At 39.9% G+C, this 24,769-nt stretch carries 22 protein-coding genes; 14 read left to right on the top strand and 8 right to left on the bottom strand.

What is annotated here, in order from left to right:
- Nucleotides 1-116: 116 nt before the first annotated feature.
- Nucleotides 117-734, bottom strand: coding sequence for a hypothetical protein (locus tag ACQQ5U_RS08080; protein ID WP_437396621.1), 618 nt, complete (start codon nt 732-734; stop codon nt 117-119).
- Between the two features lie 73 nt (nt 735-807).
- Complete coding sequence (locus ACQQ5U_RS08075) at nt 808-1,044, bottom strand: helix-turn-helix domain-containing protein (RefSeq protein ID WP_437396619.1); 237 nt, start codon at nt 1,042-1,044, stop codon at nt 808-810.
- Between the two features lie 117 nt (nt 1,045-1,161).
- Here ACQQ5U_RS08075 and ACQQ5U_RS08070 point away from each other — a divergent pair, with 117 nt between their 5' ends.
- A complete protein-coding gene (locus ACQQ5U_RS08070; RefSeq protein ID WP_437396618.1) occupies nt 1,162-1,608 on the top strand; it encodes a hypothetical protein in 447 nt (148 codons plus the stop codon).
- Nucleotides 1,609-2,046: 438 nt separating this feature from the next.
- Here the strand turns inward: ACQQ5U_RS08070 and ACQQ5U_RS08065 are convergent, their stop codons facing one another.
- Entirely contained in the window at nt 2,047-2,796 is a 750-nt protein-coding gene (locus ACQQ5U_RS08065; protein WP_437396616.1) for a slipin family protein, read from the bottom strand.
- A 393-nt stretch (nt 2,797-3,189) separates the two neighbouring features.
- The gene (locus tag ACQQ5U_RS08060; protein ID WP_437396615.1) at nt 3,190-3,486 is read right to left on the bottom strand and encodes a hypothetical protein; all 297 of its coding nucleotides are present in this window, start codon (nt 3,484-3,486) and stop codon (nt 3,190-3,192) included.
- Between the two features lie 307 nt (nt 3,487-3,793).
- Here ACQQ5U_RS08060 and ACQQ5U_RS08055 point away from each other — a divergent pair, with 307 nt between their 5' ends.
- Nucleotides 3,794-4,021 (top strand): hypothetical protein, encoded by a 228-nt coding sequence (locus tag ACQQ5U_RS08055; RefSeq protein ID WP_437396614.1) that lies wholly within the window; start codon nt 3,794-3,796, stop codon nt 4,019-4,021.
- A 488-nt stretch (nt 4,022-4,509) separates the two neighbouring features.
- Here ACQQ5U_RS08055 and ACQQ5U_RS08050 read toward each other — a convergent pair whose 3' ends face one another.
- Together ACQQ5U_RS08050 and ACQQ5U_RS08045 are read right to left on the bottom strand one after the other, a co-directional pair.
- A complete protein-coding gene (locus ACQQ5U_RS08050) occupies nt 4,510-6,324 on the bottom strand; it encodes a pyruvate kinase (protein ID WP_437396613.1) in 1,815 nt (604 codons plus the stop codon).
- A 72-nt stretch (nt 6,325-6,396) separates the two neighbouring features.
- Nucleotides 6,397-7,944, bottom strand: coding sequence for a glycoside hydrolase family 32 protein (locus ACQQ5U_RS08045; RefSeq protein WP_437396611.1), 1,548 nt, complete (start codon nt 7,942-7,944; stop codon nt 6,397-6,399).
- A 322-nt stretch (nt 7,945-8,266) separates the two neighbouring features.
- On the opposite strand from ACQQ5U_RS08045, the gene ACQQ5U_RS08040 reads away from it, so the two are divergent.
- The 4 genes from ACQQ5U_RS08040 (at nt 8,267) to arsM (ending at nt 12,893) form a co-directional block, all read left to right on the top strand.
- Nucleotides 8,267-10,312, top strand: a complete 2,046-nt coding sequence (locus tag ACQQ5U_RS08040) for a response regulator (protein ID WP_437396609.1) — start codon at nt 8,267-8,269, stop codon at nt 10,310-10,312.
- 192 nt (nt 10,313-10,504) lie between these two features.
- Nucleotides 10,505-11,119, top strand: coding sequence for a TIGR04282 family arsenosugar biosynthesis glycosyltransferase (locus ACQQ5U_RS08035; protein ID WP_437396607.1), 615 nt, complete (start codon nt 10,505-10,507; stop codon nt 11,117-11,119).
- Nucleotides 11,116-11,931: a purine-nucleoside phosphorylase gene (locus ACQQ5U_RS08030; protein WP_437396606.1), complete on the top strand. Its 816-nt coding sequence runs from the start codon at nt 11,116-11,118 to the stop codon at nt 11,929-11,931. The genes ACQQ5U_RS08035 and ACQQ5U_RS08030 overlap by 4 nt, the downstream gene beginning before the upstream one ends.
- Nucleotides 11,928-12,893, top strand: a complete 966-nt coding sequence (gene arsM, locus ACQQ5U_RS08025; RefSeq protein ID WP_437396604.1) for an arsenosugar biosynthesis arsenite methyltransferase ArsM — start codon at nt 11,928-11,930, stop codon at nt 12,891-12,893. The genes ACQQ5U_RS08030 and arsM overlap by 4 nt, the downstream gene beginning before the upstream one ends.
- A gap of 19 nt (nt 12,894-12,912) precedes the next feature.
- Here arsM and ACQQ5U_RS08020 read toward each other — a convergent pair whose 3' ends face one another.
- Both ACQQ5U_RS08020 and ACQQ5U_RS08015 read right to left on the bottom strand, forming a co-directional pair.
- Nucleotides 12,913-13,845: a hypothetical protein gene (locus ACQQ5U_RS08020; RefSeq protein ID WP_437396603.1), complete on the bottom strand. Its 933-nt coding sequence runs from the start codon at nt 13,843-13,845 to the stop codon at nt 12,913-12,915.
- A 99-nt stretch (nt 13,846-13,944) separates the two neighbouring features.
- Nucleotides 13,945-14,958 (bottom strand): glycoside hydrolase family 113, encoded by a 1,014-nt coding sequence (locus tag ACQQ5U_RS08015; protein WP_437396601.1) that lies wholly within the window; start codon nt 14,956-14,958, stop codon nt 13,945-13,947.
- Nucleotides 14,959-15,086: 128 nt separating this feature from the next.
- On the opposite strand from ACQQ5U_RS08015, the gene ACQQ5U_RS08010 reads away from it, so the two are divergent.
- The 8 genes from ACQQ5U_RS08010 to argC all read left to right on the top strand — a co-directional run bounded on the left by ACQQ5U_RS08010 (nt 15,087) and on the right by argC (nt 24,739).
- Nucleotides 15,087-16,442, top strand: a complete 1,356-nt coding sequence (locus tag ACQQ5U_RS08010; protein ID WP_437396600.1) for an NAD(P)/FAD-dependent oxidoreductase — start codon at nt 15,087-15,089, stop codon at nt 16,440-16,442.
- 9 nt (nt 16,443-16,451) lie between these two features.
- Nucleotides 16,452-18,056 (top strand): 4Fe-4S binding protein, encoded by a 1,605-nt coding sequence (locus ACQQ5U_RS08005; protein ID WP_437396598.1) that lies wholly within the window; start codon nt 16,452-16,454, stop codon nt 18,054-18,056.
- Between the two features lie 90 nt (nt 18,057-18,146).
- Nucleotides 18,147-18,836: a glycosyltransferase family 2 protein gene (locus ACQQ5U_RS08000; RefSeq protein WP_437396596.1), complete on the top strand. Its 690-nt coding sequence runs from the start codon at nt 18,147-18,149 to the stop codon at nt 18,834-18,836.
- Nucleotides 18,836-20,320 carry a cellulose synthase family protein gene (locus tag ACQQ5U_RS07995; RefSeq protein ID WP_437396595.1) on the top strand — a complete coding sequence of 495 codons (1,485 nt, stop codon included), beginning with the start codon at nt 18,836-18,838 and terminating at the stop codon, nt 20,318-20,320. The genes ACQQ5U_RS08000 and ACQQ5U_RS07995 overlap by 1 nt, the downstream gene beginning before the upstream one ends.
- 9 nt (nt 20,321-20,329) lie before the next feature.
- Nucleotides 20,330-21,682, top strand: a complete 1,353-nt coding sequence (locus ACQQ5U_RS07990; protein ID WP_437396594.1) for a glycosyltransferase 87 family protein — start codon at nt 20,330-20,332, stop codon at nt 21,680-21,682.
- Between the two features lie 221 nt (nt 21,683-21,903).
- Nucleotides 21,904-22,518: a GNAT family N-acetyltransferase gene (locus ACQQ5U_RS07985; RefSeq protein ID WP_288935457.1), complete on the top strand. Its 615-nt coding sequence runs from the start codon at nt 21,904-21,906 to the stop codon at nt 22,516-22,518.
- A 62-nt stretch (nt 22,519-22,580) separates the two neighbouring features.
- Nucleotides 22,581-23,768 carry an argininosuccinate synthase gene (argG, locus tag ACQQ5U_RS07980; protein ID WP_437396592.1) on the top strand — a complete coding sequence of 396 codons (1,188 nt, stop codon included), beginning with the start codon at nt 22,581-22,583 and terminating at the stop codon, nt 23,766-23,768.
- Complete coding sequence (gene argC / locus ACQQ5U_RS07975; protein ID WP_437396591.1) at nt 23,765-24,739, top strand: N-acetyl-gamma-glutamyl-phosphate reductase; 975 nt, start codon at nt 23,765-23,767, stop codon at nt 24,737-24,739. Before argG ends, argC begins: the two co-directional genes overlap by 4 nt.
- Nucleotides 24,740-24,769: the final 30 nt, after the last annotated feature.

Raw genomic sequence — 24,769 nt, 5'->3', positions numbered from 1 at the left:
CGAGCCAATGCCGCGTTACGAAATCATTCCTTTTGGTTAATAGTTTTCTTAAAAGTAGGGAATTTAGTTCAAGGCATTAGGGAACAGTGAATTATAGCCAGTGTTGGCAATAGTTTTTATGCAACCCAAAGGAAAAGTCTATTCACGATTCTCCATTTTCCATTTCTTATTTCAATAAAAATAAGTTCCCCATAACCGCAGTCACCCTCACATAAGTAAGAACTGTAAAAAACCCCTTTTGTAGAATTTGAATTGAAATAAACATTTGAAAAGAAGTAACTTCTGGTAATTTCAACGGATAAGTTTCCACTCTTTTTTTCTGGATATTTTCTTTTTATTTTTTCAAATGACAAAACTTCAATATTACCAAGGGGATTTAATGAATCCGTTTCAATAGTATAGGAGTCAGATTTCTCTCTTTTGATTAAGTTGTCCAAAGGCTCTAGGAAATCGATGGAATCTTGTTCACTTTTTAAATTATGTCCTAGATAGTTCCTAATAATTTTGATTGTTTCTAAATCTGGAGGTAATGGGTAGGCTAGATTTTTTCTATATCCAATTAACGTTTTCCTTGATAAGGAATCATTGATATTTAAATCTGTTGCGTCAACGATTTCCGAAATCAAGTCGTTAAAAATGGGCTCATTTCTAATCAACCGTTTTTTACAGCTACTTGAAATAAGAAGAACCATTAGAATTGTGAGTAAACCTCTCATTTTTAAAATTGTTGCCAACTTGTTTATATAGATGTAAAATACATCTATATACACCCAAAATAGGTATAAAACCGATGATCGGGGTGATTTATTATTTAAAATCAAAAAGCTCCTCCACACTAATTTCAAGGGCCTTCGCAATTTTTTGGAGTTGAAGAAGATTGGCTGCCCGCTCACCGCGTTCTATTCGGCCTATCATATTTCCATGAACCTTAGCCTCAAACACCAAATCTGCTTGAGTCATCCCTTTTTCTTTGCGTAAACGACGTATCCGTGCGCCAAATTTCAGGAGATATTGTTCTTCTTCTTTTGTCAAATCTTTCTGCATAGCAGCAAATTGCCCATTCCAACAACCGTATAAAAACACCAAATGGTGTTATTTTGAATTATTTTGCTTACTTTATACCCATTAAAATTCCAAAATCTAATAATCCAACAATCTACCATGCCACCACGTCCCATTTCATCCACGTTTACCAACTTTTTGCACCAAAGTACCCCTACCCAACTACAAATCACCTTTACAACCCTTGAAATCCGAAACCACCAAAACGGGCGCTTCCTTAACCAAGTGCAACGGCAGCAGAGCCGTATTATCCTGCAAAAAATGCCTTGCAGCGATGTAGTCGAAATCACAGTGGCGGACAATCTGGTATTTAGCTTTTCCTTTCAATTCCACATACCAAGTAGCGAGGAAATCCATGATATTAAAATATTGTCCCTGCCCCGGCCGTTAAGCCATGGCAGGCTGCACGTGGATGAAGAAAAATTATGGCTATCCTTTAGGATAGATGCCCCGGACCCTACGCTCTGTGTGGAGGTAACGCATGTGTACCAAGGCATAAGTAAGCTAGAACGGTGCTGCGCGCCCCTTTGCGGGCAAATGCCATGAAGTTCTACCACGAGGGTGTACCAAATAGGTTACCGATAATTAGCTAGGTTTCGGCATCACATCAAAACAAGAACAAGTAAATGTCATTTCGAAATGAGATGCAACGCATCGATTGAGAAATCTACCTATCAAGCTTCAGATTTCTCGCATACGCTCGAAATGACAATGGCACCCTAGAAAATTGGTGGAGTCCGTGTTAATCAAAAATCGTCAATTCGAGTGGCACGCCGCAGCGGGCTGTATCGAGAATCGATTTTTGCCATAACCGAGGTCTCGATACACTCCAAACGGAGTTTGGACCACTCGACCCGACAAAAAGGGCGTTCGTGCAAATTGGCGAAATTCCCGCCTCGGGCGGGCAGGCGTGTCAAAACCAAAAAGTGACTTATATACCTGCTCTAATGTTATCGACATCCTTAAACGTCAAAAAGTTCAGAATTAGTCCAAATCGGTCTTTTCCGGGTGCTTTGGCATCATTTCCTCCGGGAACGGGAAAAGGATGGTAGAGTTCTTCTCGGATGCAATGTTCGATAGGGTTTGGTACAGCCGTAACTTTATGGCCGATGGCGATTTGTCTATCTGTAGCCCTGCCTCGAGCAGTTTGCCGGCGGCCTGTTCTTCCGCTTCCGCCAAGATGATTCGGGCCCTTCTGGATCTTTCGGCCTCGGCCTGGTTGGCCATCATCCGTTTCATGTTCTCGGGCAGTTGGATGTCTTTGATCTTTACATCAATAATCTCAATGCCCCAATGTTTTGTCTCTACCTCCACTATGCTTTTGATGTTCTTGCCCATTTCTTCCCTCTTGCTCAAAATGGTGTCCAACTCCACCTTACCGCAAACGTCCCGCAATGCGGCCTGTGAAAGCTGGGTAATGGCAAAACTATACTCCTCAACCTCCAAAACCGCTTTCTCCGGGTCGGTGATCTTAAAAAAAACGACCCCATCAATACTACAGGGCACATTATCTTCGGTCATGACCTCTTGGGAAACAACGTTGATGGTAATGACCCGAATATCCACTATCTGGATGGTCTCAACAAAGGGGATTATCCATCGAAAACCGGGTTGAAGCGTACTGATATATTTTCCAAAACGGAATTTGAGGGCTCTTTTATACTCAAAAATGATTCGTATACCGGCCAATGCGATTACACTAACAATGACCATAAACAATACCGCTGGATTCATAATTTTTTATTTTTAAAATAGTACCGATTCAATAAGACATTTCGGTTTAAAGAAATTCTTATGCTCAAACTCCCACTAAAGTGGGAATGACATTCTATCGGGAATCCCGGGGCAAGAATTCGGAGAATTTTATTATTTGACAACGCACCTATAAGATACAAAAAAAAACCAGTAAATTTTCCAGCTTTTTGGTTACGCTCCAAAGAGCAACAATGATTCCCGGTTCTAGGTCACCGTTTTATTGTACAATAATTTAAACCCTTCTTGAAGCTTTGCCCGGGCAAGTCCGGTTTCTGCCGAAATTTCTTGAAGGACTCTTCATATTCCTTAAGCCCCTGCTTTAAAACAGATTCATTTTCTATTTGAATCAATCATTGATTGATTTAAATGATCTTAAGGATTTATGGCTGCAAGCAGAGGTGAAGTTACCTTGGAAACTTTTTTAGCCTTAGGTTGTTCCAAGTTGTTTGCTATTTTAGAAAAGAGAGGCTCAGGTGTTTCTTTGTGAACTGAAACATAACCGTTGGATGAATTGATCTCAATTACGACCAAAGAAAGATAATCCATGAGGTGCTCGGCTTCTTTAATGAGTATTTTCACTACCTGAAGACGAACCTCATACTCCAAATTGATGCTGTGCTCATGATTCCAAGTGTCTTTATCTTCTATATTTTTCCAGATGATCTCCAAGGCTAAACTTTATCCAAAAATAGCCTAAACAATATTTAGTTTACAATAAAGATGCATTAATTTAACATTGGGAGAAGACATTGACTTTTTGGTTCTAGATTTGACTTTCAGGAAGAGATGAACACGTTATCAACCACATAGACTTAATTAAAGAGATAATTACTTCATTTCTTTAGATTTTTATAAGACTTGTTGGTTTCAACTTCTTAATGTTTTCATAAATATGGAAATCAAATGGTTCCATAGGCAAAAAATATCAAACTAACTCTTATATTTAGCCGATTGCGAATAATTTTAAAAACAAAAAATGACCCAAGAGTTAATTGAAAAGGCGGAAGAGTTTGAAAAAAGGCCGATGAGCCATATGTCCACCAGTGATAGGGTTAAAGCCTCAAGAGAAGCAAAGAGTTTAATCCTTTCTATCAACGAGATTTATAAAAAGACCAAGGATTCCAAATTAATGGAAGCCATGAAGATCATAACGGCTAAAAAGCGAAAAATTGAAAAACGATTAAAGGGCACCCCTTTAGTTTAATTTCTACTATTTATACCTTTTATGGAAGGGTGTTGTTTCTTCCTTAAAATAAACATCCTTCCACTAAGTCTTCAGTTCCCGAACCCACCAAAAAAAACATAACCCACTATAATTCAGCGAAAAATCCATTGATCGCTCAGTAGTTTATTGCCCAAAAACACGTCTTTTCCAATTACATAAGTTTTACGACCAATTATATCCAATTTAGTGCAACCAATAAAAATTTGGATGGTAGCTGGGCTTGTTTCATATAATTTAGGGTGCAGTTTTAAACTCAACTAAAACAAAAACACTCAGAAAAATGAACACTATAGACGCAAAACTAGGATACCTATTCTGGTATGTTGTAATTGCACTATCCATTTACTTTCTTTTAAGCAGTATCTATCTATACATTAATTAAGCTATACTAAACACTAGCACACTAATTACAATCTCCAATAATTGGTTATGTATCTCAATGGGCGCCTTTACAAGGCGCCCTTTTTTTATTTCCATTGCATTATTGGGAGCATTACTTCTTTCTTATCGTGTGAACTTTCTATATTGTATAAAACCTCATCCAAAAATGATATGGCCTCGTTTATATGCGGCCCTTTGTTCAACATTACACATTCTGCTTGTACCGATGATGTAATATCAGTAATCTCAGATCTGGATGGCATTCCTTTTTTGGCCAACCCCTCCAAAACCTGTGTTGCCCATACAACCGGAATATGCGCAGCGCTACAAAAGGATAGAATACCTTCCTGCACCATTCCCATGTTTTTCCATCCCACTTCCAGTGCCAAATCGCCCCTTGCGATCATAACTCCTAAATGTTTACGTTGCATAGCGGTAAGAAGAATGGGTATTAGATTTTTATAGGCCAGATTGGTCTCAATTTTTAAAATAACGCCCAAATCCTTATTGGCGCCCAATCGTTCCAATTCTGCCAAGAGCGCGCGAACATCGTTTTCATCATTTACATAAGAGAAATTGACAATATCAGCATGGTCCACAACAAATTTCAAATCCTCCCTATCCTTGTCCGTAAGTCCTGAAATACCCAAATCTAAAGTGGGGAAGTTCATTCCTTTTTCTGCTTTTAGTTTTGCCCCGCCTTCCTTGGCCCTTATTATTTTAACTTGAAAAGATTCTGGCCCTATAGCTATAATCTCCCCTGCAATTTTACCATCATCAAATAAAACGGGGGCACCTTTTTCCATGCGACCCACAATTTGTGGTGGTACGCAACCTATTATACCAGGTTTAACCAATTCTCCTTTGATATTGATTTCTGGTAATGTGGCATCATCCCCCTTTCCTGAAACTGTAAGAACATCTCCCTCCCTCAACAAAATAAATTGTTCAATCCCTGGAAATTCCCCCACCTTCACTTTTTTCAGCTTTTTACGTAAGGGCTTCAACGTAGTTCCTGTTTTTAAGTAAATTGTCTTAGGGGAGGCCAAAAGCACTGAATCAGCTTCTGTTTGTACCACTATCAATTTTCTTGACTTACCTCGGGAATCCTTCACCTTTAACTTATCACCAACCCTCAATGTGGACATCCAATCTTGATCCACCGGCACTTCACCGTTCTCTAAAAAAGCTTTATCGTCTTTCACCAATTTTATGAAAACCGGTCCCTTGGTTCCATGGCTATTTTTTTGTGACTGGAACCTTTTGATTTTTGGGCCTAATCCTATGTTCCCGGTCCTAATCTTGGGACCCGCCAAGTCCATGGCCACTTTAACGGTTGTTGAGCATGCTTCAGCTGCCTTTTGCACATTATTGACGATGGCCTTCCAAGTTTCAGGATTGTCATGGGCACAATTTATGCGGGCGCAGTCCATCCCACTTTTTACCATTTCCAAAACCATATTATAATTGGTCGCAGCCTCCGATGGTTGCGTAACCATGATACGGACCCGTCTTTCTTTGTTCCTATCCCCAAAAAGCTGATCCGTATGTTTCGTTAAAAGTTTTTTTCCATCACCAATAGATAGAAATTTGGAAGTGGATAGGTTCGGAACATCTCCCAGTAAACTGTGGATTATAATCTTTAAGTTTATGAGACTCCCTAAAATATTGCCCTCGGAATTGGCCAAGCGGGTCAAGCCCAAATATTTTAGGCCCTCCTGCATTTTTCGGGCATCAAAGCTTCGGAAAGCAGCATAGTGTATAAGGTTTTTGGCGCTTTCCTTGTACATTGGGCACACCTTTTGGGGCAACACAATATCTGCATCTTGTTGTTGAATTAAATCAACCACCTGATTTATTTGTACAGCCATTTTTTGAAGCTGATTCCGGGTAATGCCCATATGCAATCATTTGCATCAAAGATCATATGGAAACTCTTCAAAAAAACTGATATTGGTCAGGCTAGCCCTCCTCTACCAAATAGATTTTATATTCTTTATAGATTGGACAATGATCGGTTCCTTCCCGTCCTTATTGTCAATAACCAATGTAGTGTACGGACTCGATGGAAAAACCTGCTCAGTCATGGATACCAAACCTTGATCTATGAACAATTCCATGGACGACCAGTCCATCAATATTTTGAATTGATGTGATCCTTCTTTTAAATTTTTCAGTGGAGCCACATGTTTTCTAGCCCCGAAATCTTCTTGGAAATCAACTTTTCCGGACAATGTCCTATCCACCGTTAAAGTCTGATTTTTTGAATCAATATCCAAGACAAGAACTTCATCCAATTCATTTTTAAAAAGTAGTTGAAAGTTCTTGGCAGTCGTTTTCAACTGAATCTCTGATTGATTGAGTCCCTCCACTTGCAGCGTATCGGTTGCACCGGCAGCTACTTCAACTTGATCGATCAATGTGGAACTGGTCAAAGTATCCATTTCGTCAACTGGATAATTGGCTAAGTAGTAATCATCTTCAACTTTATGTAAGGACAATTGTCGAGGTACCGTCATGGCACTTCGCCATGTTGTGGTTGGGGTAACTTTGGCATAATCCCAATTGCTCATCCAACCTATAAAAATACGCTCGTTTCCCGGCACATTGTTATAGGTCACCCCTGCATAGTTGTCCGTACCATAATCCAACCATTTAGGTTCCTTTTGATCAGATGTGAAGGTCTTGCCATCAAAATTCCCAACAAAATACTGGGTCCCGCTCCCTCCATTAGGTGCACCGGGATTGACACTAATGATCAACACCCATTTTTCCTCATCGGAACCCTCTAATTGCAAGGGAAAAAGATCCGGACATTCCCATACCCCGCCATGGGCACCTTGCGATTTGCCAAAATCGCTCAAATGTGTCCAATCTTTTAGGTTCTTGGAAGTATAAAACTTTGCATGGTCACCGGCAACAAGAGTCAAGATCCAATTTTCGGACGGCTCGTGCCAAAATACCTTGGGATCTCTAAAATCTTTAATGCCTTCATTGGGTATCACAGGATTACCTGCATACTTAGTCCAAGTATCCCCATTGTCCAAACTATATGCAATACCTTGTGTTTGAAAATCCTTTCTCCCGGTCGTCTCACCTTCCATGGAATGATAAGTGAAAATGGCGACCAAAGGAGCTTCTCCATTTTCAGCAAATCCAGAAGTATTTTTTTTGTCCACTACAGCGCTACCAGAAAAAATAAGGCCGTGTTCATCGGGAAAAAGTGCAATGGATTTATGCTCCCAATGTACCAAATCCTTACTTACCGCACGCCCCCAGTGCATGGGTCCCCACACAATGTCTTCTGGATAATATTGATAGAATAGATGATATACTCCCTTGTTATAGACCAGTCCATTGGGGTCGTTCATCCATTTCTCTTGAGGGGAAAAATGAAATTGTGGTCTATATTCTTCTTTGTATCTTGATTTCTCTACCTGTTGTTTCGATACTTCCACTTTTTTTTCCTTGCACGCTACAAATACCGCCATAATTACACAGCCTATAACCAGTTTATTCATACTTACGAAAATAAATTTCCGAAGATACACAAAATTTAACCCCACACCGCTTTACACACAAGTCTCCATTTTTTATTTATCAAACCTTCTTAAGGTATTTTATGTTAGACCTTTACAAGTAAAAAACACCTGGAATATTTATTTTTTAAAAAGTAGGTATCGGACACAATTTTTTTATCGAAATATTGTTAACACCATACTTGGTGTTGTATTTTCCTACTAATATGGTGTTTTGCACAGCCAAGAATTGACCAGGGTCATGAATATGAATCTTGATCAATAAAAAGTATTATATAATAAGCCCCCGATTTAGATACTTGGTATGTCGTTGAAATTTTCAAAAAAAGAACTGATTTTCCCCATTGTGATATTTGCAGTTTTTATCACAATTGTATTGGTTTTATGGAATAAATCCCTCAAAACCCAAAAGTCAACATTTATACGCGAAATCCAGACAACTGGCAGCCTGCGGGCTAAAGAATTTTTCTCTTTGGTCAAATACGATGTTAAATCCTTGGAAAATTTAAAACAACGTATTGAAATGACCAACGGGTCATATTTTCAATATTGGGAGAAAGATGCCAGCCTCATTTTGGAACAAAACCCATCTTTTAAATTTGTAGAGTGGTTGGATACTTTAATGCTTGTTAAAATGATAACTCCTTTGGAGACCAATAAAGCAGCTGTTGGGCTGGACCTTTCTAAACACCCAAGATATTCAGAATGGAAAAACCACGTAAAAGATTCATCCACAAATATTTCGCCATGGACAAAACTATACCAAGGAGGTAGTGCCTTTTTGGTAGACGCACCTGTATATTTCGAGGGAAAATTTAGAGGGTCGGTTACCGCTGGCATGGATTTTACTTCACCCTTCAATGAATTGGTAACCGGTTTGGATAAGTATGCCATAGAAGTCAAAGATGAAAGAGGAACAATCTTTTACTCTAAAAACAACCCAAATACAAATGAAATTGGTGACGAATTCATATTCACGACCAGCTTTGAGGTCGATGCCCTTGATGGGCAAAAATGGACATTCTCCTTAATGCCGTCCCATTTGGATTTTTTGGCAGAAAGAAAAGAGGCAACCTACGTATACTTGATTTTTGGGCTTTTACTGTCTTTTCTTACCAGTTTACTTGTTTATTTTTATCAGTCCTCAAGAGGAAAAAACGATTATCTAGGTGATGCAAACATTAAACTTAAAGAGCTTAATAAATCCTTAAAGGAAGAACAGTTAAGAGCTGAGAAGTCATCCAAGGCAAAAACAGAGTTCATATCCAATATGAGCCATGAAATAAGAACACCATTAAATGCAATTATTGGGTTTATTGAAGTATTAAAATTGTCCGAAATACATAGTTCTTTACAAGAATATCTATCACTAATGGACATTTCCTCAAAAAAGTTACTTCTGTTGGTAAATGACATTCTTGAAATCGATAAAATAGAATCCGGCAAAACCACTTTTAGAAAAGATATTTTTTCTCCATTGCAAGAGTTGAAAAACATCATCAGAATATATCAGCGTACTGCAGAAGAAAAAGGACTCAACATTTCCTTGGACACAACCGTCAGTAGCGATGTTGAAGCAGTCGGGGATGCCGGGAAATATGGACAGATCATCACAAATATCCTTAGGAACTCCTTAAAGTTCACCGAAAAAGGGGGAATAACGGTATCCTACCATGAGAACATTGTAAATGATGAATTGGCCATAGATATTGGTATCAAGGATACCGGGATAGGAATTCCAAAAAACAAATTAAAAACCATATTCGACAGGTTTACCCAAGTAGATGTCGGAAAAGCAAAACGACATGAAGGCAGTGGCCTTGGTCTCTATATCACCTATAAACTTGTGGAGCTCTTGGGAGGAAAAATTACAGCCACAAGTCAGGAGAGTGTAGGGACAGAATTTTACGTGTCCCTTAAATTCCCATTGTCAAAAACTAAAAGTAAAACGAGCACCTCCAATACCGAATCAATCGATTTAAGTGGCTGCAAAGTACTAATAGTGGATGATAACAGGGTGAACGTAATGGTCCTGGAAAAGACACTGGAAAAACTAGGGGTACAATCCGAATCGGTTTCCGATGGCCTGGAAGCAGTATATGCTGTACAGAAAAACTGTTACCATTTAATATTTATGGACATCCATATGCCCAAAATGGATGGTTTAAGAGCCACGGAGGAAATAAGAAAGTTCAACAAAGATATTGGCATTATTGGTCTTTCGGCAGATGTGACCAAGGAAGCTATTGATGAAGCCAAAGGAGTTGGCATGAACGACTATTTTACCAAACCGATTTCGTTCGACAAACTTCGCGAACACATGCCCAATTATCTTGTTAAAATGTCTTGATCTTTACCTGAAAAATTAAAAATTCCGGTTTCTTCAATGCCCAAAATCTTTATGGTAGTATATTTGAGAGGATAAACAAAGGACATCCTGTGTACGAAAACAATTAAAACTAAAAATTACATAACTTCAGTAAGTATTGGAACAACTTGTTGACCTATGCTTTAAAAGTGTCCTCGGCCAAAACAATAATCATTGAAGAATAGCCTACTTTTAATCCTTACCCGTAACCCCGAACTTGGTAAATGCAAGACCCGACTAGCCGCTAAAGTAGGTGATAGAGCCGCTTTGGACATCTATCAATTTCTTTTGGACCATACCGTATCTTTCACAAAAGACCTCGAAGTGGAAAAATGGGTATATTATTCCGAGGAGATTTGGGAAGATGATATTTGGGACAACAAAATATATCGAAAAGAACTTCAGAAAGGACAAGATTTAGGAGAGCGTATGATGAACGCCTTTAAGGAAGGATTCCAAGCCGGTTTTGATAATATCATTATTATTGGAAGTGATATGTTTCATCTCAACCAATCTGATTTGGAGGAAGCTTTTTCCAAACTCGAAGACAATGACTATGTTGTGGGACCTGCCGAAGACGGAGGGTATTATCTTTTGGGAATGAAGTCATTGAATGAAAAATTATTCCAAAACAAAACTTGGGGCACAGATACCGTCCTGTCCGACACTTTAAAAGATTTAAAATCAGAGGAAGTTGCTCTTTTGGATGAAAAAAATGATGTGGACCATTATGAGGACATCAAAGACATTAGGTCTTTTGATCCATTTTTAAAACATATAAAGGAATGACACAAAAACAACTCGACGAATCCGTCGAATACTTGAAAAAACGAGGGTTTGAAACTCCAGAAATTGGCATAGTACTGGGCACTGGTTTGGGCCAACTAATAGACAGTATAGAAAACCCCATTGAAGCTCACTATAACCACATACCATACTTTCCTTTGGCCACCGTGGAATTCCATACAGGCAAACTGATTTACGGAACTATTGAAGGCAAAAAAGCGGTGGTGATGCAAGGTCGTTTTCATCTGTACGAAGGCTATGATTTTTTGGACATCACTTATCCCATAAGAGTAATGCATCAACTTGGGATAACACAATTGTTCGTATCCAATGCTGCGGGGGCTATCAATCTTAACTTTAAAAAGGGTGACATCATGTTAATTGAAGACCACATCAACCTACAAGGTGGCTCACCACTTGCCTTTAAAAATGTAGGAGAATTTGGTGACCGATTTGTGGATATGAGCGAACCCTATGATCTGGAAATGTGTAAAAAAATTGAAGCCATTGCAACCCGAGAAAATATTTCACTTCAAAAAGGGGTGTATGCCTCGGTAGTTGGACCGCAACTGGAAACCAAGGCAGAATATCGTATGCTTAAAATTATGGGTGCCGATGCCGTGGGTATGAGCACAGTTCCAGAAGTAATTGTTGCCAATCATTTACGACTACCTATTGTAGCGGTATCTGTTTTAACCGATGAATGCGACCCAGATAACTTGGAACCCGTTGAGGTTCAGGAGATTTTGAAAATTGCAGGACAAGCAGAACCCAAAATGATCAAACTGTTTAAAGAATTAATTAAAGAACTATGAGCTATTTAGAAGCGACCCAAGACCTATATAAAGAAGCTGCCCTAACCCCAGATGTTGGGCTTTGCTGTACCACCAATCCCATTTGGCAATTCCCTGGGCTTTCCATTCCCAAGATCATGCAAGAGATGAACTATGGTTGTGGCAGCACCGTATCCGCGCAGGACTTAGTTAACAATCCCAATATTCTGTACGTAGGTGTTGGTGGGGGCATGGAACTACTTCAGTTCTCCTATTTCTCAAGACAAAAGGGAGGGGTCATCGGTGTAGATTCAGTAGATGAAATGTTGGAAGCTTCCCGAAAAAACTTCAAAATAGCCGAAGAGGAGAATGATTGGTTCAACAGCGAGTATGTAAACTTGGTAAAAGGTGATGCATTGAATTTGCCCGTGGCCGATGAAAGCATCGATGTGGCTGCCCAGAACTGCCTTTTCAACATTTTTAAAATGGAAGATTTAAAAAAGGCCGTTTCCGAAATGTACCGCGTTTTGAAACCTTATGGTCGATTGGTGATGAGCGACCCCATCTGCGAACAACCCATGAGCGATGAACTGCGAAATGATGATAGACTTAGAGCACAATGCCTAAGTGGAAGCATACCGCTTAAGGATTATGTAAAAGTATTGACCGATGCTGGCTTCGGCACCATTGAAATTAGAGGTAAAAGATCATATAGGGTATTATCGCCAAATCATTATCCTACGGACGAACTTATACATATTGAATCCATTGAAATTGCTGCCATAAAAGACCCAATGCCCGAAGATGGCCCTTGTATGTTCACCGGAAAAACCGCTATATATTTTGGCAACGAGGAGTATTTTGATGATAAAAAAGGCCACGTGCTACAACAAAACCAACCTTTGGCGGTATGCGATAAAACAGCAGAGGCTCTTGGCAACGAATCCGACGAAATTTATATTAGTGAAAGTACTTATCACTATAATGGTGGTGGATGTTGCTAGGCTTTAATCAAAAGGAAAGTCAATTCTCAAATTCTAAATCAACGTAATCGTTCATAATGCCACTACTGATCAGGTTGGCGAATTCTTTTTTGTTTGATCTTAGAGAAATTTTATTATCTGAGGGGTTGGAAGCATTTTCCATGGTAAGTAAGCTTATGGCAGGAAGAATATTTCTAGCCAGGTAGAGACTGTTTTTATCTTCGAAAATTAAGCTGGCTTCCTCGAAGGACTTGTTGGAAATACTTTTTTCCTTAAATACACTCTGAATGTTTTGGGCAAATCGTTGCCCTTGAGTGCTTTTGTTATAATGGTATACGGCCACGTCCATATTATCCCTTCCAGTAATATTTTCGGCACGTATAACCAATACGCGTTGATATTTCCCAGTGTTCTGTATATAGCGCTTATTGATTGCTTTGATATAGTCCCCCATTGGGCTCTCCGTAGATAAACTATCCGCTACGAAACCTTTGGAAACCTCTTCACCCATTACATACACCTTGGCTCCATGTATCATCAACTCAGCTGCCAACCGTTCGGTAATATCCTTTACAAAAACTTCATCCTGTTCCGTAGTATTTTCCGCAATTAGATAGTAAACCGCATCTTTCAGCTTTTCACTTTTAAGGGACATTTGGGCCAATTCCTTATCAAAAATCGGCTGTTCCTCATCCTTTACAGCGGCCACCATCACTCCCGTCTTCTTGAAGGAATCATCTGCATAAGGTATTTTGTACTTCTCACCCAGCTTTAAGGCGCTGCCTTTTTTAATCTTGTCCGAGTTCAGTTCCAAAAATTCGCCGTAGTGCTTGGCAGGGTCCAATCCTTGTTTGCGAAGCAGGGAAAAAATACCATCCCCTTGTTCCGCAACGACATTATAATATTTCTCTTTTTGAGCAAAAATGAATGTACAGGCCCATACCCAAAATAGAAGGGTTAATCGTGATTTCATTACTGAATATTTTTGGGAGGGGTGCATTACAAAGATGGCGAAAAATCAAATACGTTGACACCTCTTTAAGAGAAATTTTCCCACATTTTTTTAACAACCTTACAGACTTGATTTTTTCACTTGGGCATACTGTCTTCGAATAACGGATTCCGCAGGTTTGTTTTGGGGGGTAAAGCGATTATCCTCATGGCCTCCAACCTGATCGTGCTGCATAAACCACTTCCACACAAAGCCTCCCGCAAACCAATCTTCGTTCCAAAATTCATCAAAAACAACTTGTGTTGCATCGGCTTGGGCCTTGAGGTTTACATCCATTTGGTTACTATCAACCAACCAAGGTTTTTTACCCGTAAAATCCATACTTCGATACCCGAACTCGGTAAAAAGAATAGGCCTGGCCTCTTGTTTCGCCAATTTTCGGAGTTTGGTTTTCCAAGGTTGCCAGCCCTCGGTAAGTGCCTGAATGGTAGGGTTCTGATTTTCGCATAATGGAAAATAGGCGTTTACACCGATATAATCCAATTGTGACCAAAACGGAGTTTTAGCATACTCGTCCCAGTTGGCAGCATAGGTAAGTTCGCCATGAAATACGTTTTTAACTTTTTTGATAAGGCTGTTCCAAAACTCAGGTCGCTCGTTTACAAATGTTTTTAACTCCGTTCCGATACAAAAAATATCGCTCTGGGTTTCTTCCGCAAGTGCAGCATATAGTAAAATGAAATTTTCGTAAGATGCTTCCAACTTCTTCCAATCCTCTTCTGTGGACATCTTCATATTACCGGTAAACTCACCTCTATGAATCCATATTTGGGGCTTTACCATTACGCTCACTCCATTTTGATGCATTTTTTGAATGTATTGCCTCGCTCCTTCCCTACGTTCTCCATACCATTGGTGGTCCGAATCAAAAACCAATTCCGGTGAATCCAAATCGCGAATAAACCCAAAAGGCATTATGGCTGCATAATTGGCCTGTATATCAAGAACAGGGGCAATATGCTGTTGCGACAGCTCTTCCCTAGACGATACAAAACTGATGCCGTTGACCTTATCTAACTTGCTACTGCTGCAAGAAGCAGCAATAAATACCAGTAAAAAAAATAACTTCTTCATAATGATTGTGGATACCCCTAAAATAATAATTTTAAAATATCATTTAGCTTCCAAATTCTTATTAATTTTCATTTTACTGTTAAGTTCTTTCCATAAAACTCGACATATAAAACAATCAAACCCAACCCATGGAACACATTGTCATTATTGGAAATGGTATTGCTGGTGTCACAGCCGCAAGGCATATCCGAAAACTTTCAGATAAAAAAATCACCATTGTTTCGGCCGAAAGCAAGTATTTCTTTTCAAGAACTGCCCTAATGTACGTGTACATGGGGCACATGAAATTTGAGCATACACAGCCCTACCAAAACCATTTCTGGAAGAAAAACAGGATTGAATTGGTAGAGGGCCATGTTTCGCACATAAATACTGAACAAAAAGTTCTCCAAATTGATGGTGTCGGGATTTCCAGTCTTAATTACGATAAACTTATAATAGCGACAGGCTCCAAACCCAATAAATTTGGATGGCCCGGTCAAGATTTAGATGGAGTTCAAGGCCTTTATTCCAAACAAGACTTGGAACTTTTGGAAGAAAACGCACCCAACAACAAGGTTTGTAAACATGCAGTTATTGTAGGAGGTGGGTTGATTGGCATTGAGCTGGCCGAAATGCTTCGCACCCGTAATATTCCGGTTTCTTTCTTGGTTCGAGAGACCAGTTTTTGGAACGGAGTGCTGCCTCAAGGTGAATCCGAAATGATCAATGAACATATCCGAGAACATCATATTGATCTCCGTTTGGGCGCCTCGCTCAAAGAAATTATTCCTGATGAAAATGGCAAGGTAAAATCAGTGATTATTGCCGAAACAGGAGAGGAAATTGAATGTAATCTTGTTGGCTTGACGGCCGGAGTAACACCAAATATTGATTTCCTTAAAGAATCGGGCATTGAATTGGGCCGTGGAGTGAAGGTAAATCGATTTTTGGAGACCAATGTTGAAGATATTTATGCCATTGGTGATTGTGCAGAACAGCACGAAGCCATTGGAAATCGCCGACCTGTTGAAGCGGTTTGGTACACAGGCCGAATGATGGGCGAAACCCTTGCCCAGACCATTTGCGGTAACAGAATGGAATACAATCCAGGACATTGGTTCAATTCTGCCAAATTTCTGGATATCGAATACCAAACCTATGGTTGGGTTTTTTCAGAAAACATTAAAAAAGAGACAGAAGCCCATTTTCATTGGAGACATCCAAAAGAAAAAATATGCATTACCATAGCTTTTGATAAAAATTCTCAAGAGTTTTTGGGCATCAACACTTTTGGTATACGCTTTCGGCACGAAGTGTTTGACCATTGGCTCAACAAAAAAAGAGATGTGGATTTTGTGATGGAGCATCTCATCGACGCCAATTTTGATCCTGAGTTTTATAAGAATTTTGAATCTCAGATTGTATCAAAGTACAATTCCGATTTTGGAAAATCCATCATGCTAAAAAAGAAAAATCTAAAACGCATCTTCCAGATTGCTTAACCTATAATTATGAGTACGTACGACAAAAGTATGGCCCTTACCGGGGAACCACCAAAGAACCTGAGCATCAACCAAAAAATTGCAACACTTCTGGGATTGTCAGGTTTGGGAATTCTCCTACTGGCAATATTCAATGTTAACTTTCCGAATAAATCCCTGTGGTTAACGCTATCCCTTTCAGCAATCGCAATAGGCATTATTTGGTTTTCGTGGGCTTCATACACCAATAAGCTACCGGGCATAAAAAACGATGGGGTTTGGTTTAAATCCATTTCCAGTCGTGGTTTATGGGGGTGGATCGCAGGTCTATCTTTGACAGGATTTTATATTGTTCTCTATTTTTATCCTGAGTACCTTGGATTGGTCAGCGATGGAGACAACAAAGGTTTAATTGCCCTTTTTGACCCCCTCAGCAAGTTATTGAGCGGCAATCCAGCTAGCCAATGGTTTGTTTACGGTACTCTCTACACCGTGGCCATATTGTCCTTTGGTATAAAATTCCTTTGGAAATACCGTCATAATCGATACGAAAGATTGCGCACCATCAGTGTTATGTTTTTTCAAACTGCCTTTGCATTCATCATCCCAGAATTGATGGCTCGTTTAAATGGACATGAAGTGTTGAACGGAGGAAGCCTTCCTTATTACGACCTCAAAAACGTTTGGCCCCTCAACTATTACAATTTTGAAGGGTATCGTATCAAAGCTTTTGTCAGCTCTGGAGATATAGGTTTTGCCTTGCTAATTTTTGCTATCCTATCCATATTCGTTATCACTCCTATCCTTACCTATAAATATGGAAAAAGATGGTATTGCTCCTGGGTCTGTGGCTGTGGTGGACTAGCAGAAACAGCAGGGGATTCTTTTAGACAATTGAGTGACAAATCCACCAAGGCTTGGAAAATTGAGCGTTGGGTGGTGCACAGTGTAGTGGTTTTTGTAACCTTGATGACCACAGCAGTAATTTACTCCTATTTGGGAACCGATACCAGTAAATATTGGTTAACCAAAAGCACTTTTTTAATTGGTGTAGCCCTTTTGCTTACTTTGGTGTTTGGTTGGGTAATGATATTTAAACGCGAACAACTCCAGAAGGATGCACAATATGGAGCCATTGGATATTTTGTGATTATCATCGCTCTAATCGGTTTTCACTTTTTTAGTGGTGAAGGACAAGTATTTCTTTTTAAATCTGAAACATTACGTAAATCTTATTCATTTTTGATTGGAAGTATATTTTCTGGAGTAATCGGAACAGGATTTTACCCCATTTTGGGAAGTAGGGTCTGGTGCAGGTTTGGTTGTCCCATGGCCGCCATTCTTGGTTTTCAGCAGAAACTTTTCTCCAGATTTAGAATTACAACCAACGGAGGACAATGCATTTCTTGCGGGAATTGTTCCACATACTGCGAAATGGGTATCGATGTACGTGCCTACGCGCAAAAGGGGGAAAACATTGTTCGTGCAAGCTGCGTTGGATGCGGTGTCTGCTCCGCCGTTTGTCCTCGAGGCGTCCTCAAATTGGAGAATGGTCCTTTGGAAGGTAGAATTGACAGCAATCAAGTACTGTTGGGCAATGATGTAGATTTAATGACCCTGGTTAACAAAAAGTAAACTATCCTTCTCCTTTGAACAATTAAAAGTGGAATCCAAGGAAAATTTTAGTTTTGCCAACTTAAACACTAACTAAAATTATTCTTGCCAATGGCGAATATCAAAGTTATTATCCCAGCTATCAACGAAGGAGATTCCATTGGTTTGGTAGTTTCAGAAATACCAGAACACGTATCCGAAATTGTGGTCGTGGACAACGGTTCGTCGGACGATACCGTAGCAAATGCAAAAAAAGCAGGGGCAACTGTAATCGCTGAAAACCGCAAGGGCTATGGGTTTGCCTGTTTAAAAGGATTAAAATACATATCCGAACAATCCAAAACACCCAATATTATCGTATTTATCGACGGAGACTATTCAGATTATCCGGAAGAATTGGATAAGATTGTCGCCCCAATTTTGGAAAATGACATTGATTTTGTGATTGGAGCGCGAAAAAAATCACTTCGCGAACCAGGTTCCATGACTCCACAACAAGTTTTTGGAAACAATTTGGCCACATTTTTAATGCGATTGTTTTTCAGGTCAAAATTTACGGATTTAGGACCTTTTAGGGCGATAAAATATGAAAAGCTCAAAGAATTGGAAATGCAGGACACAACTTATGGGTGGACTGTGGAAATGCAATTGAAAATTTTGAGAAAAAAAATGTCATATATCGAAGTACCAGTACGTTACAAACGAAGAATTGGCATCTCAAAAGTATCAGGTACGGTAAAAGGTACTATATTTGCGGGCGTAAAAATATTGGGTTGGATCTTTAAATACAGTTTAAAATAATGGGACTTGCTATCGCTTACATCATCATTGCTATTTACAGTTTCGCCTTACTTTTGATATTCTTCTACAGCCTTGCGCAGTTGAATCTCTTGGTAAACTATCTCGGTTATAAAAAACGAAACGAAGAAGCCCCAAAATTCAACCTGCTCGATCCCAAAGAAATTCCGTTCGTAACAATACAACTTCCCATCTACAACGAGGAGTATGTAATGGAGCGTTTGTTGGACAACATCGCCAAAATAGAATACCCGAAAAGTAAATTGGAAATCCAAGTGTTGGACGACTCCACAGATGATTCGGTTTTAGAAACAGCCCAAAGGGTCAAAGAACTTCAAGAAACCGGTTTGGACATTCAACACATCCGTAGGGAAAACCGCAAAGGATTTAAGGCAGGAGCCCTTAAAGAAGGTTTGGAAATCGCCAAAGGTGACTTTATCGCCATTTTTGATGCAGATTTCCTTCCCGAGGCAGATTGGTTGAAAAAGACCGTTCCTTACTTCAAGGATGAAGAAATTGGTGTTGTGCAAACCCGTTGGGGACACATCAATAGAGATTACTCCACCCTTACCCGTATTCAGGCCTTTGCTTTGGATGCCCACTTTACCTTAGAGCAAGTAGGAAGAAATTCCAAAGGGCACTTTATCAACTTTAACGGTACCGCAGGTATTTGGAGAAAGGAATGCATTTTGGATGCAGGCAACTGGGAAGGCGATACCCTTACCGAAGATTTGGATCTGAGCTACCGTGCACAATTGAAAAATTGGAAATTTAAATATTTGGAAGATGTGGAAACCCCAGCTGAGCTTCCCGTGGTCATTAGTGCAGCACGTTCGCAACAATTCCGTTGGAACAAAGGTGGAGCCGAAAACTTTAGAAAAACAGTTTGGAGTGTTATCACTTCCAAAAACATACCTTTTAAAACAAAATTTCACGGTGTAATGCATTTGTTGAACAGCTCAATGTTCCTATGCGTATTCACCGTAGCTTTGTTGAGCATTCCAATGCTCTACATCAAAAATACTTACGGACATTTAGGCTGGGTATTTGAGGTAACCAGCTTCTTCATCTTAAGTACCATCATCCTATTTGTGTGTTATTGGTTTACTTACAAGAGTATTCAGGGGAGTAGTTTTGATAATTTTGTGGATTACATTAAACTCTTCTTTACCTTCTTCTCCGTGGCATTGGGCTTCTCTTTGCACAATAGCGTAGCTGTTTTGGAAGGACATTTGGGAAAACGAAGTGAATTTGTTAGAACTCCAAAATTCAACATCAATAGTATTAAAGACACCTGGAAGGGCAATAAATATTTGACCACCAAATTGTCGCCCAACATGATCTTGGAGTTTGCCTTGATGATTTATTTCCTTTTCGGAATGTACAGCGCCATACCGTTGAACGACTACGGATTGTTTCCTTTCCACCTAATGTTGTTCCTAGGTTTCGGGTTTGTATTCTTTAAATCCTTAACTTCCAAGGCCTAATCCATACACATGCAATCTTATTGGCGACTGCATAGATACCCGATACTTTTTGCTGTCGCTTGTATTTTATTCTATTGGAGCTTTGCTTACAACTTGGTCCGCACGGATTTTGTAAAGTTGTTCATGCTTTTTGGAGCACTCTTTTTCTTGTGCTACAAACTCATCCAATTCGAAAAATGGAACTTCAAATTCCTTTTGATTGTCGGAATCCTGTTTAGGTTGGTATTTTTGATTGCAGAACCCAACCTTTCACAAGATTTTTACCGATTTATTTGGGATGGCGAACTCATTAAAAACGGCATTAATCCCTATTTGTATACCCCTGACCAAATTATGGAGCAAGGTACGGTGTCCTTTGCCAGCATGAATGAGCTCCATGAAGGCATGAGCACTCTCAACGCTCGGCACTACAGCAACTACCCGCCGGTCAACCAAATTCTTTTCGCACTCGCTTCAATTTTAGGTGGAGGAAGCGTAATGGGTTCCATGATTGTCATGCGTTTAACCGTAATCCTGGCAGACTTCGGTGTGCTTTATTTTGGAAGAAAGCTGTTACAGAACCTGAACAAGGCCAATCACATGACTTTTTGGTACTTTTTAAATCCATTGGTCATTATTGAACTCACCGGCAACCTCCATTTTGAAGGAGTAATGCTCTTCTTTTTTGTGTGGGCCTTGTACCTCATATCAAAAAACAAGTGGTTATGGGCAACACCCATTTATGCCATCTCTATTATGGTAAAATTGATGCCCCTACTATTTTTACCCATCTTTATAAGATATTTTGGATTTAAAAAGAGTGCTGTTTTTTATACCCTCGTTATATTGGGGTGTGCAGCCCTGCTACTCCCATTTTACTCTCCTGTTTTTATTGATAATTATGCTGAGACCGTTGGACTGTGGTTTTCCAATTTTGAATTCAATGCCAGCATTTACAATGTAGTAAAAAAGATAGCCGTCACCTATTATGAGGCCAAACCATGGGAACTTATCGATTCCTATGGCTCCATGCTTAAAAAAGCAGTCATTGTTATTGTGTTGCTAATTGCCTTCCTACGGAAAAACCGCAAATTGGAGGATGTCATCACCTCTATAGTGTTAGCACTTGCTACTTATTATTTTCTGTCAAGTACCGTTCACCCTTGGTACGTGGTATTCTTGCTGGGTTTTGCCATCTTTACTAATTATAGGTTCCCTTTGGTATGGTCCTGCACCATTATTCTGAGCTACTATGCCTATTCCAATCCAGACTACAAGGAAAATCTCTGGTTACTGGCTATTGAATACATTTTGGTAATTGGCTTTTTTATTTATGAAATGATAAGTAACAGGCCAAAAAAGTTATATTTCTTCAAAAAATAATTCCAACCTTAGCCTAATTCGAATTAATTTGTACATTAGCCCCAGAATGAAAGGACAACTGTACATATTATCTACTTTGAGCATCACTGCTCCCATCAGTCCGTTTACTCCCCGCCGTCGTCGCCCGTAAGGGTGCAACATAACTATTGGAAATAGGTGAGTCCATTTCCGCAAAATCTCCAAATACTTTTTTTCAATTTTTTACAGAACAATCGCTTGCAATGGAAATTATTGTTGCTAACGAATCTCATTTTAAATACGCACAAATCATAAGTGATACCATCACCGATTCGGCCAAAGTCCGAGGTACTGGTATCGCCAGGCGTACGCCGGAATATATCATCAAACGTCTCCAAAACGGTAATGCCATTATTGCTTTGGATGGTGATAAATTTGCGGGATTCTGCTATATCGAAGTCTGGGGAAACAAGGACTTTGTGGCCAACTCGGGCTTGATTGTGCATCCCGATTATAGAAATCAAGGACTTGCCAAGAAAATCAAGAAAGCAGTTTTTGACCTATCGCGAAAAAAATTCCCCGACGCCAAAATTTTTGGTATCACCACAGGACTGGCTGTAATGAAGATGAACTACGAGCTCGGCTATAAACCTGTAACCTTTTCCGAACTTACGGACGACCCCGAATTCTGGAAAGGCTGTCAAACCTGCAAGAATTTTGACATTCTCACACGAACCGACAGAAAAATGTGCCTCTGCACAGGAATGTTGCACGACCCAAAAGCGCAAAAGCAAGAACCTGAAAAAATAAACAAAAAGGCCTTTAAAAGATTAAAAAGCATAAAAGAAAGCCTTTTTCTCAAAAAGAAAGATAAATAAATGTCCATTCAAGCGTAGTCCAGAACGCTCCGTATGACAACAATATTTAAAGAATCAAAAAAATGGAAAAATTAGTTATAGCTTATAGTGGCGGATTGGACACCTCATATTGTGCCAAATATCTTTCGCAAGAAGAGGGATTCGAAGTGCATGCCGTTAGTGTAAATACTGGAGGTTTCAGCAAAGCTGAAATAGAGGAGATTGAAGAAAAGGCACTCGCCTTGGGTGCCACCTCCTACTCTAGCATCGATGCCGTTTCCACCTTTTATGATAAGGTGGTAAAATACCTCATCTTCGGAAATGTGCTTAGAAATAACACTTATCCGCTTTCGGTAAGTGCCGAACGAATTGTGCAGGCCATCGAGATTGTGAACCATGCCAAAAAAATCGGGGCCAAATACATAGCCCACGGAAGTACAGGTGCTGGCAACGATCAAGTAAGATTTGACATGATTTTTCAAATCCTCGCCCCGGAAATTCAAATCATTACCCCAATCAGAGATAAAAAATTGGCAAGGGAAGAAGAAATCGAATATCTACAACAGAACGGAATCGACTACCCATGGGAAAAGGCTAAATATTCCATCAATAGAGGGTTATGGGGAACATCCGTTGGAGGTGACGAAACATTGACCTCTCACCTGTCCTTACCGGAGAGTGCCTACCCAAGTCAATTGGAAAAAGAATTACCCAAAGAATTAAAGTTGACCTTTAAAAATGGTGAGCTAGTTGCTTTGGATGGAGAACAGGACGGCCCTGTGGCGAACATCGAAAAATTATCCGCCATTGCCTCCAAGTATGCCATCGGAAGGGATATTCACGTTGGCGATACCATTATTGGAATTAAAGGAAGAGTAGGTTTTGAAGCTGCTGCTCCCTTGATCATCATAAAAGCGCACCATTTGTTGGAAAAACACACTTTGAGCAAATGGCAACAATACCAAAAAGAGCAAATGGGCAACTTTTATGGAATGTTGTTGCACGAAGGAAACTATTTGGACGAGGTTATGCGAAATATCGAGGTCTTTTTGTCCGACACTCAAAAACATGTGTCGGGAGATGTATTTGTTACCTTGCACCCTTACAGATTTGAATTAAACGGAATCTCTTCCAAGCACGATTTGATGAACGCTTCCTTTGGAAGTTATGGTGAAATGAACAAAGGTTGGACAGCTGATGAGGCCAAAGGTTTCATCAAAATTTTGTCCAACTCCGGAAAAATTGCAAACCACGTAAACCAGGATTCATGATCAAGGTAGGAATCATAGGAGGCTCTGGATACACAGGTGGGGAACTGATCAGGTTATTGCTCAACCATCCTCAAACCGAAATTGACTTTGTGTACAGCACCACGAGAGCCGGCAAGCCGATTACCTCTGCCCATCAAGACTTGTTGGGACAAACGGAATTGAAGTTTTCTGGAGCGATAAATCCAAATGTTGACGTTGTCTTTCTTTGTTTGGGACACGGTAATTCGACTTCATTTTTGAACGAGAACCAGTTTTCGGCATCAACAAAAATCATCGACCTAAGTAACGATTTCAGATTACAAGCTGATTCTGTTTTTAACGGTCAAAGATTTATTTATGGGCTTCCCGAATTGAACAAGTCTGCCATACAAGCTGCTGAGGCCATTGCCAACCCAGGTTGTTTTGCCACGGCAATTCAATTGGCGTTGTTGCCCTTAGCAAAAGCAAGTTTATTGAGCGATGACGTCCATATAAACGCCGTTACAGGAAGTACAGGCGCAGGTGTTGGGTTATCCGCAACCTCACATTTTAGCTGGAGGAACAACAATGTTTCTTGGTACAAACCTTTTACCCATCAACATTTGGGAGAAATCGGGGAAAGCTTGAACTCCTTCGGGAAATCCGTGGGCAAATTAATGTTCTTGCCGAACCGAGGCAACTTTACCAGAGGGATTTTAGCCACGGCTTACACCAAATACGACGGCAGCTTGGTAGAAGCAAAACAGTTGTACAACGACTTTTACAAAGCTGCCGCGTTTACACATATGTCGGAAGATGAACTGCATTTGAAACAAGTAGTGAACACCAACCAATGCCACATCCATTTGCACAAACACGATGACCTCCTTTTGATTACCTCTGCCATTGATAATTTATTGAAAGGGGCATCGGGACAAGCAGTCCAAAATATGAATTTGATGTTCGGTTTCCCAGAAACCGAAGGCCTGTTGTTAAAAGCAGGAGTATTTTAAAACAGGTATCCTGAGCGTAGTCCAAGGGTA

This window comes from Flagellimonas lutimaris, from assembly GCF_051494225.1.
GTDB lineage: Bacteria > Bacteroidota > Bacteroidia > Flavobacteriales > Flavobacteriaceae > Flagellimonas > Flagellimonas lutimaris_A.
The sequence above is the reverse complement of the archived record's forward strand: the minus strand, read 5'-3'. Positions and strand labels throughout refer to the sequence as shown.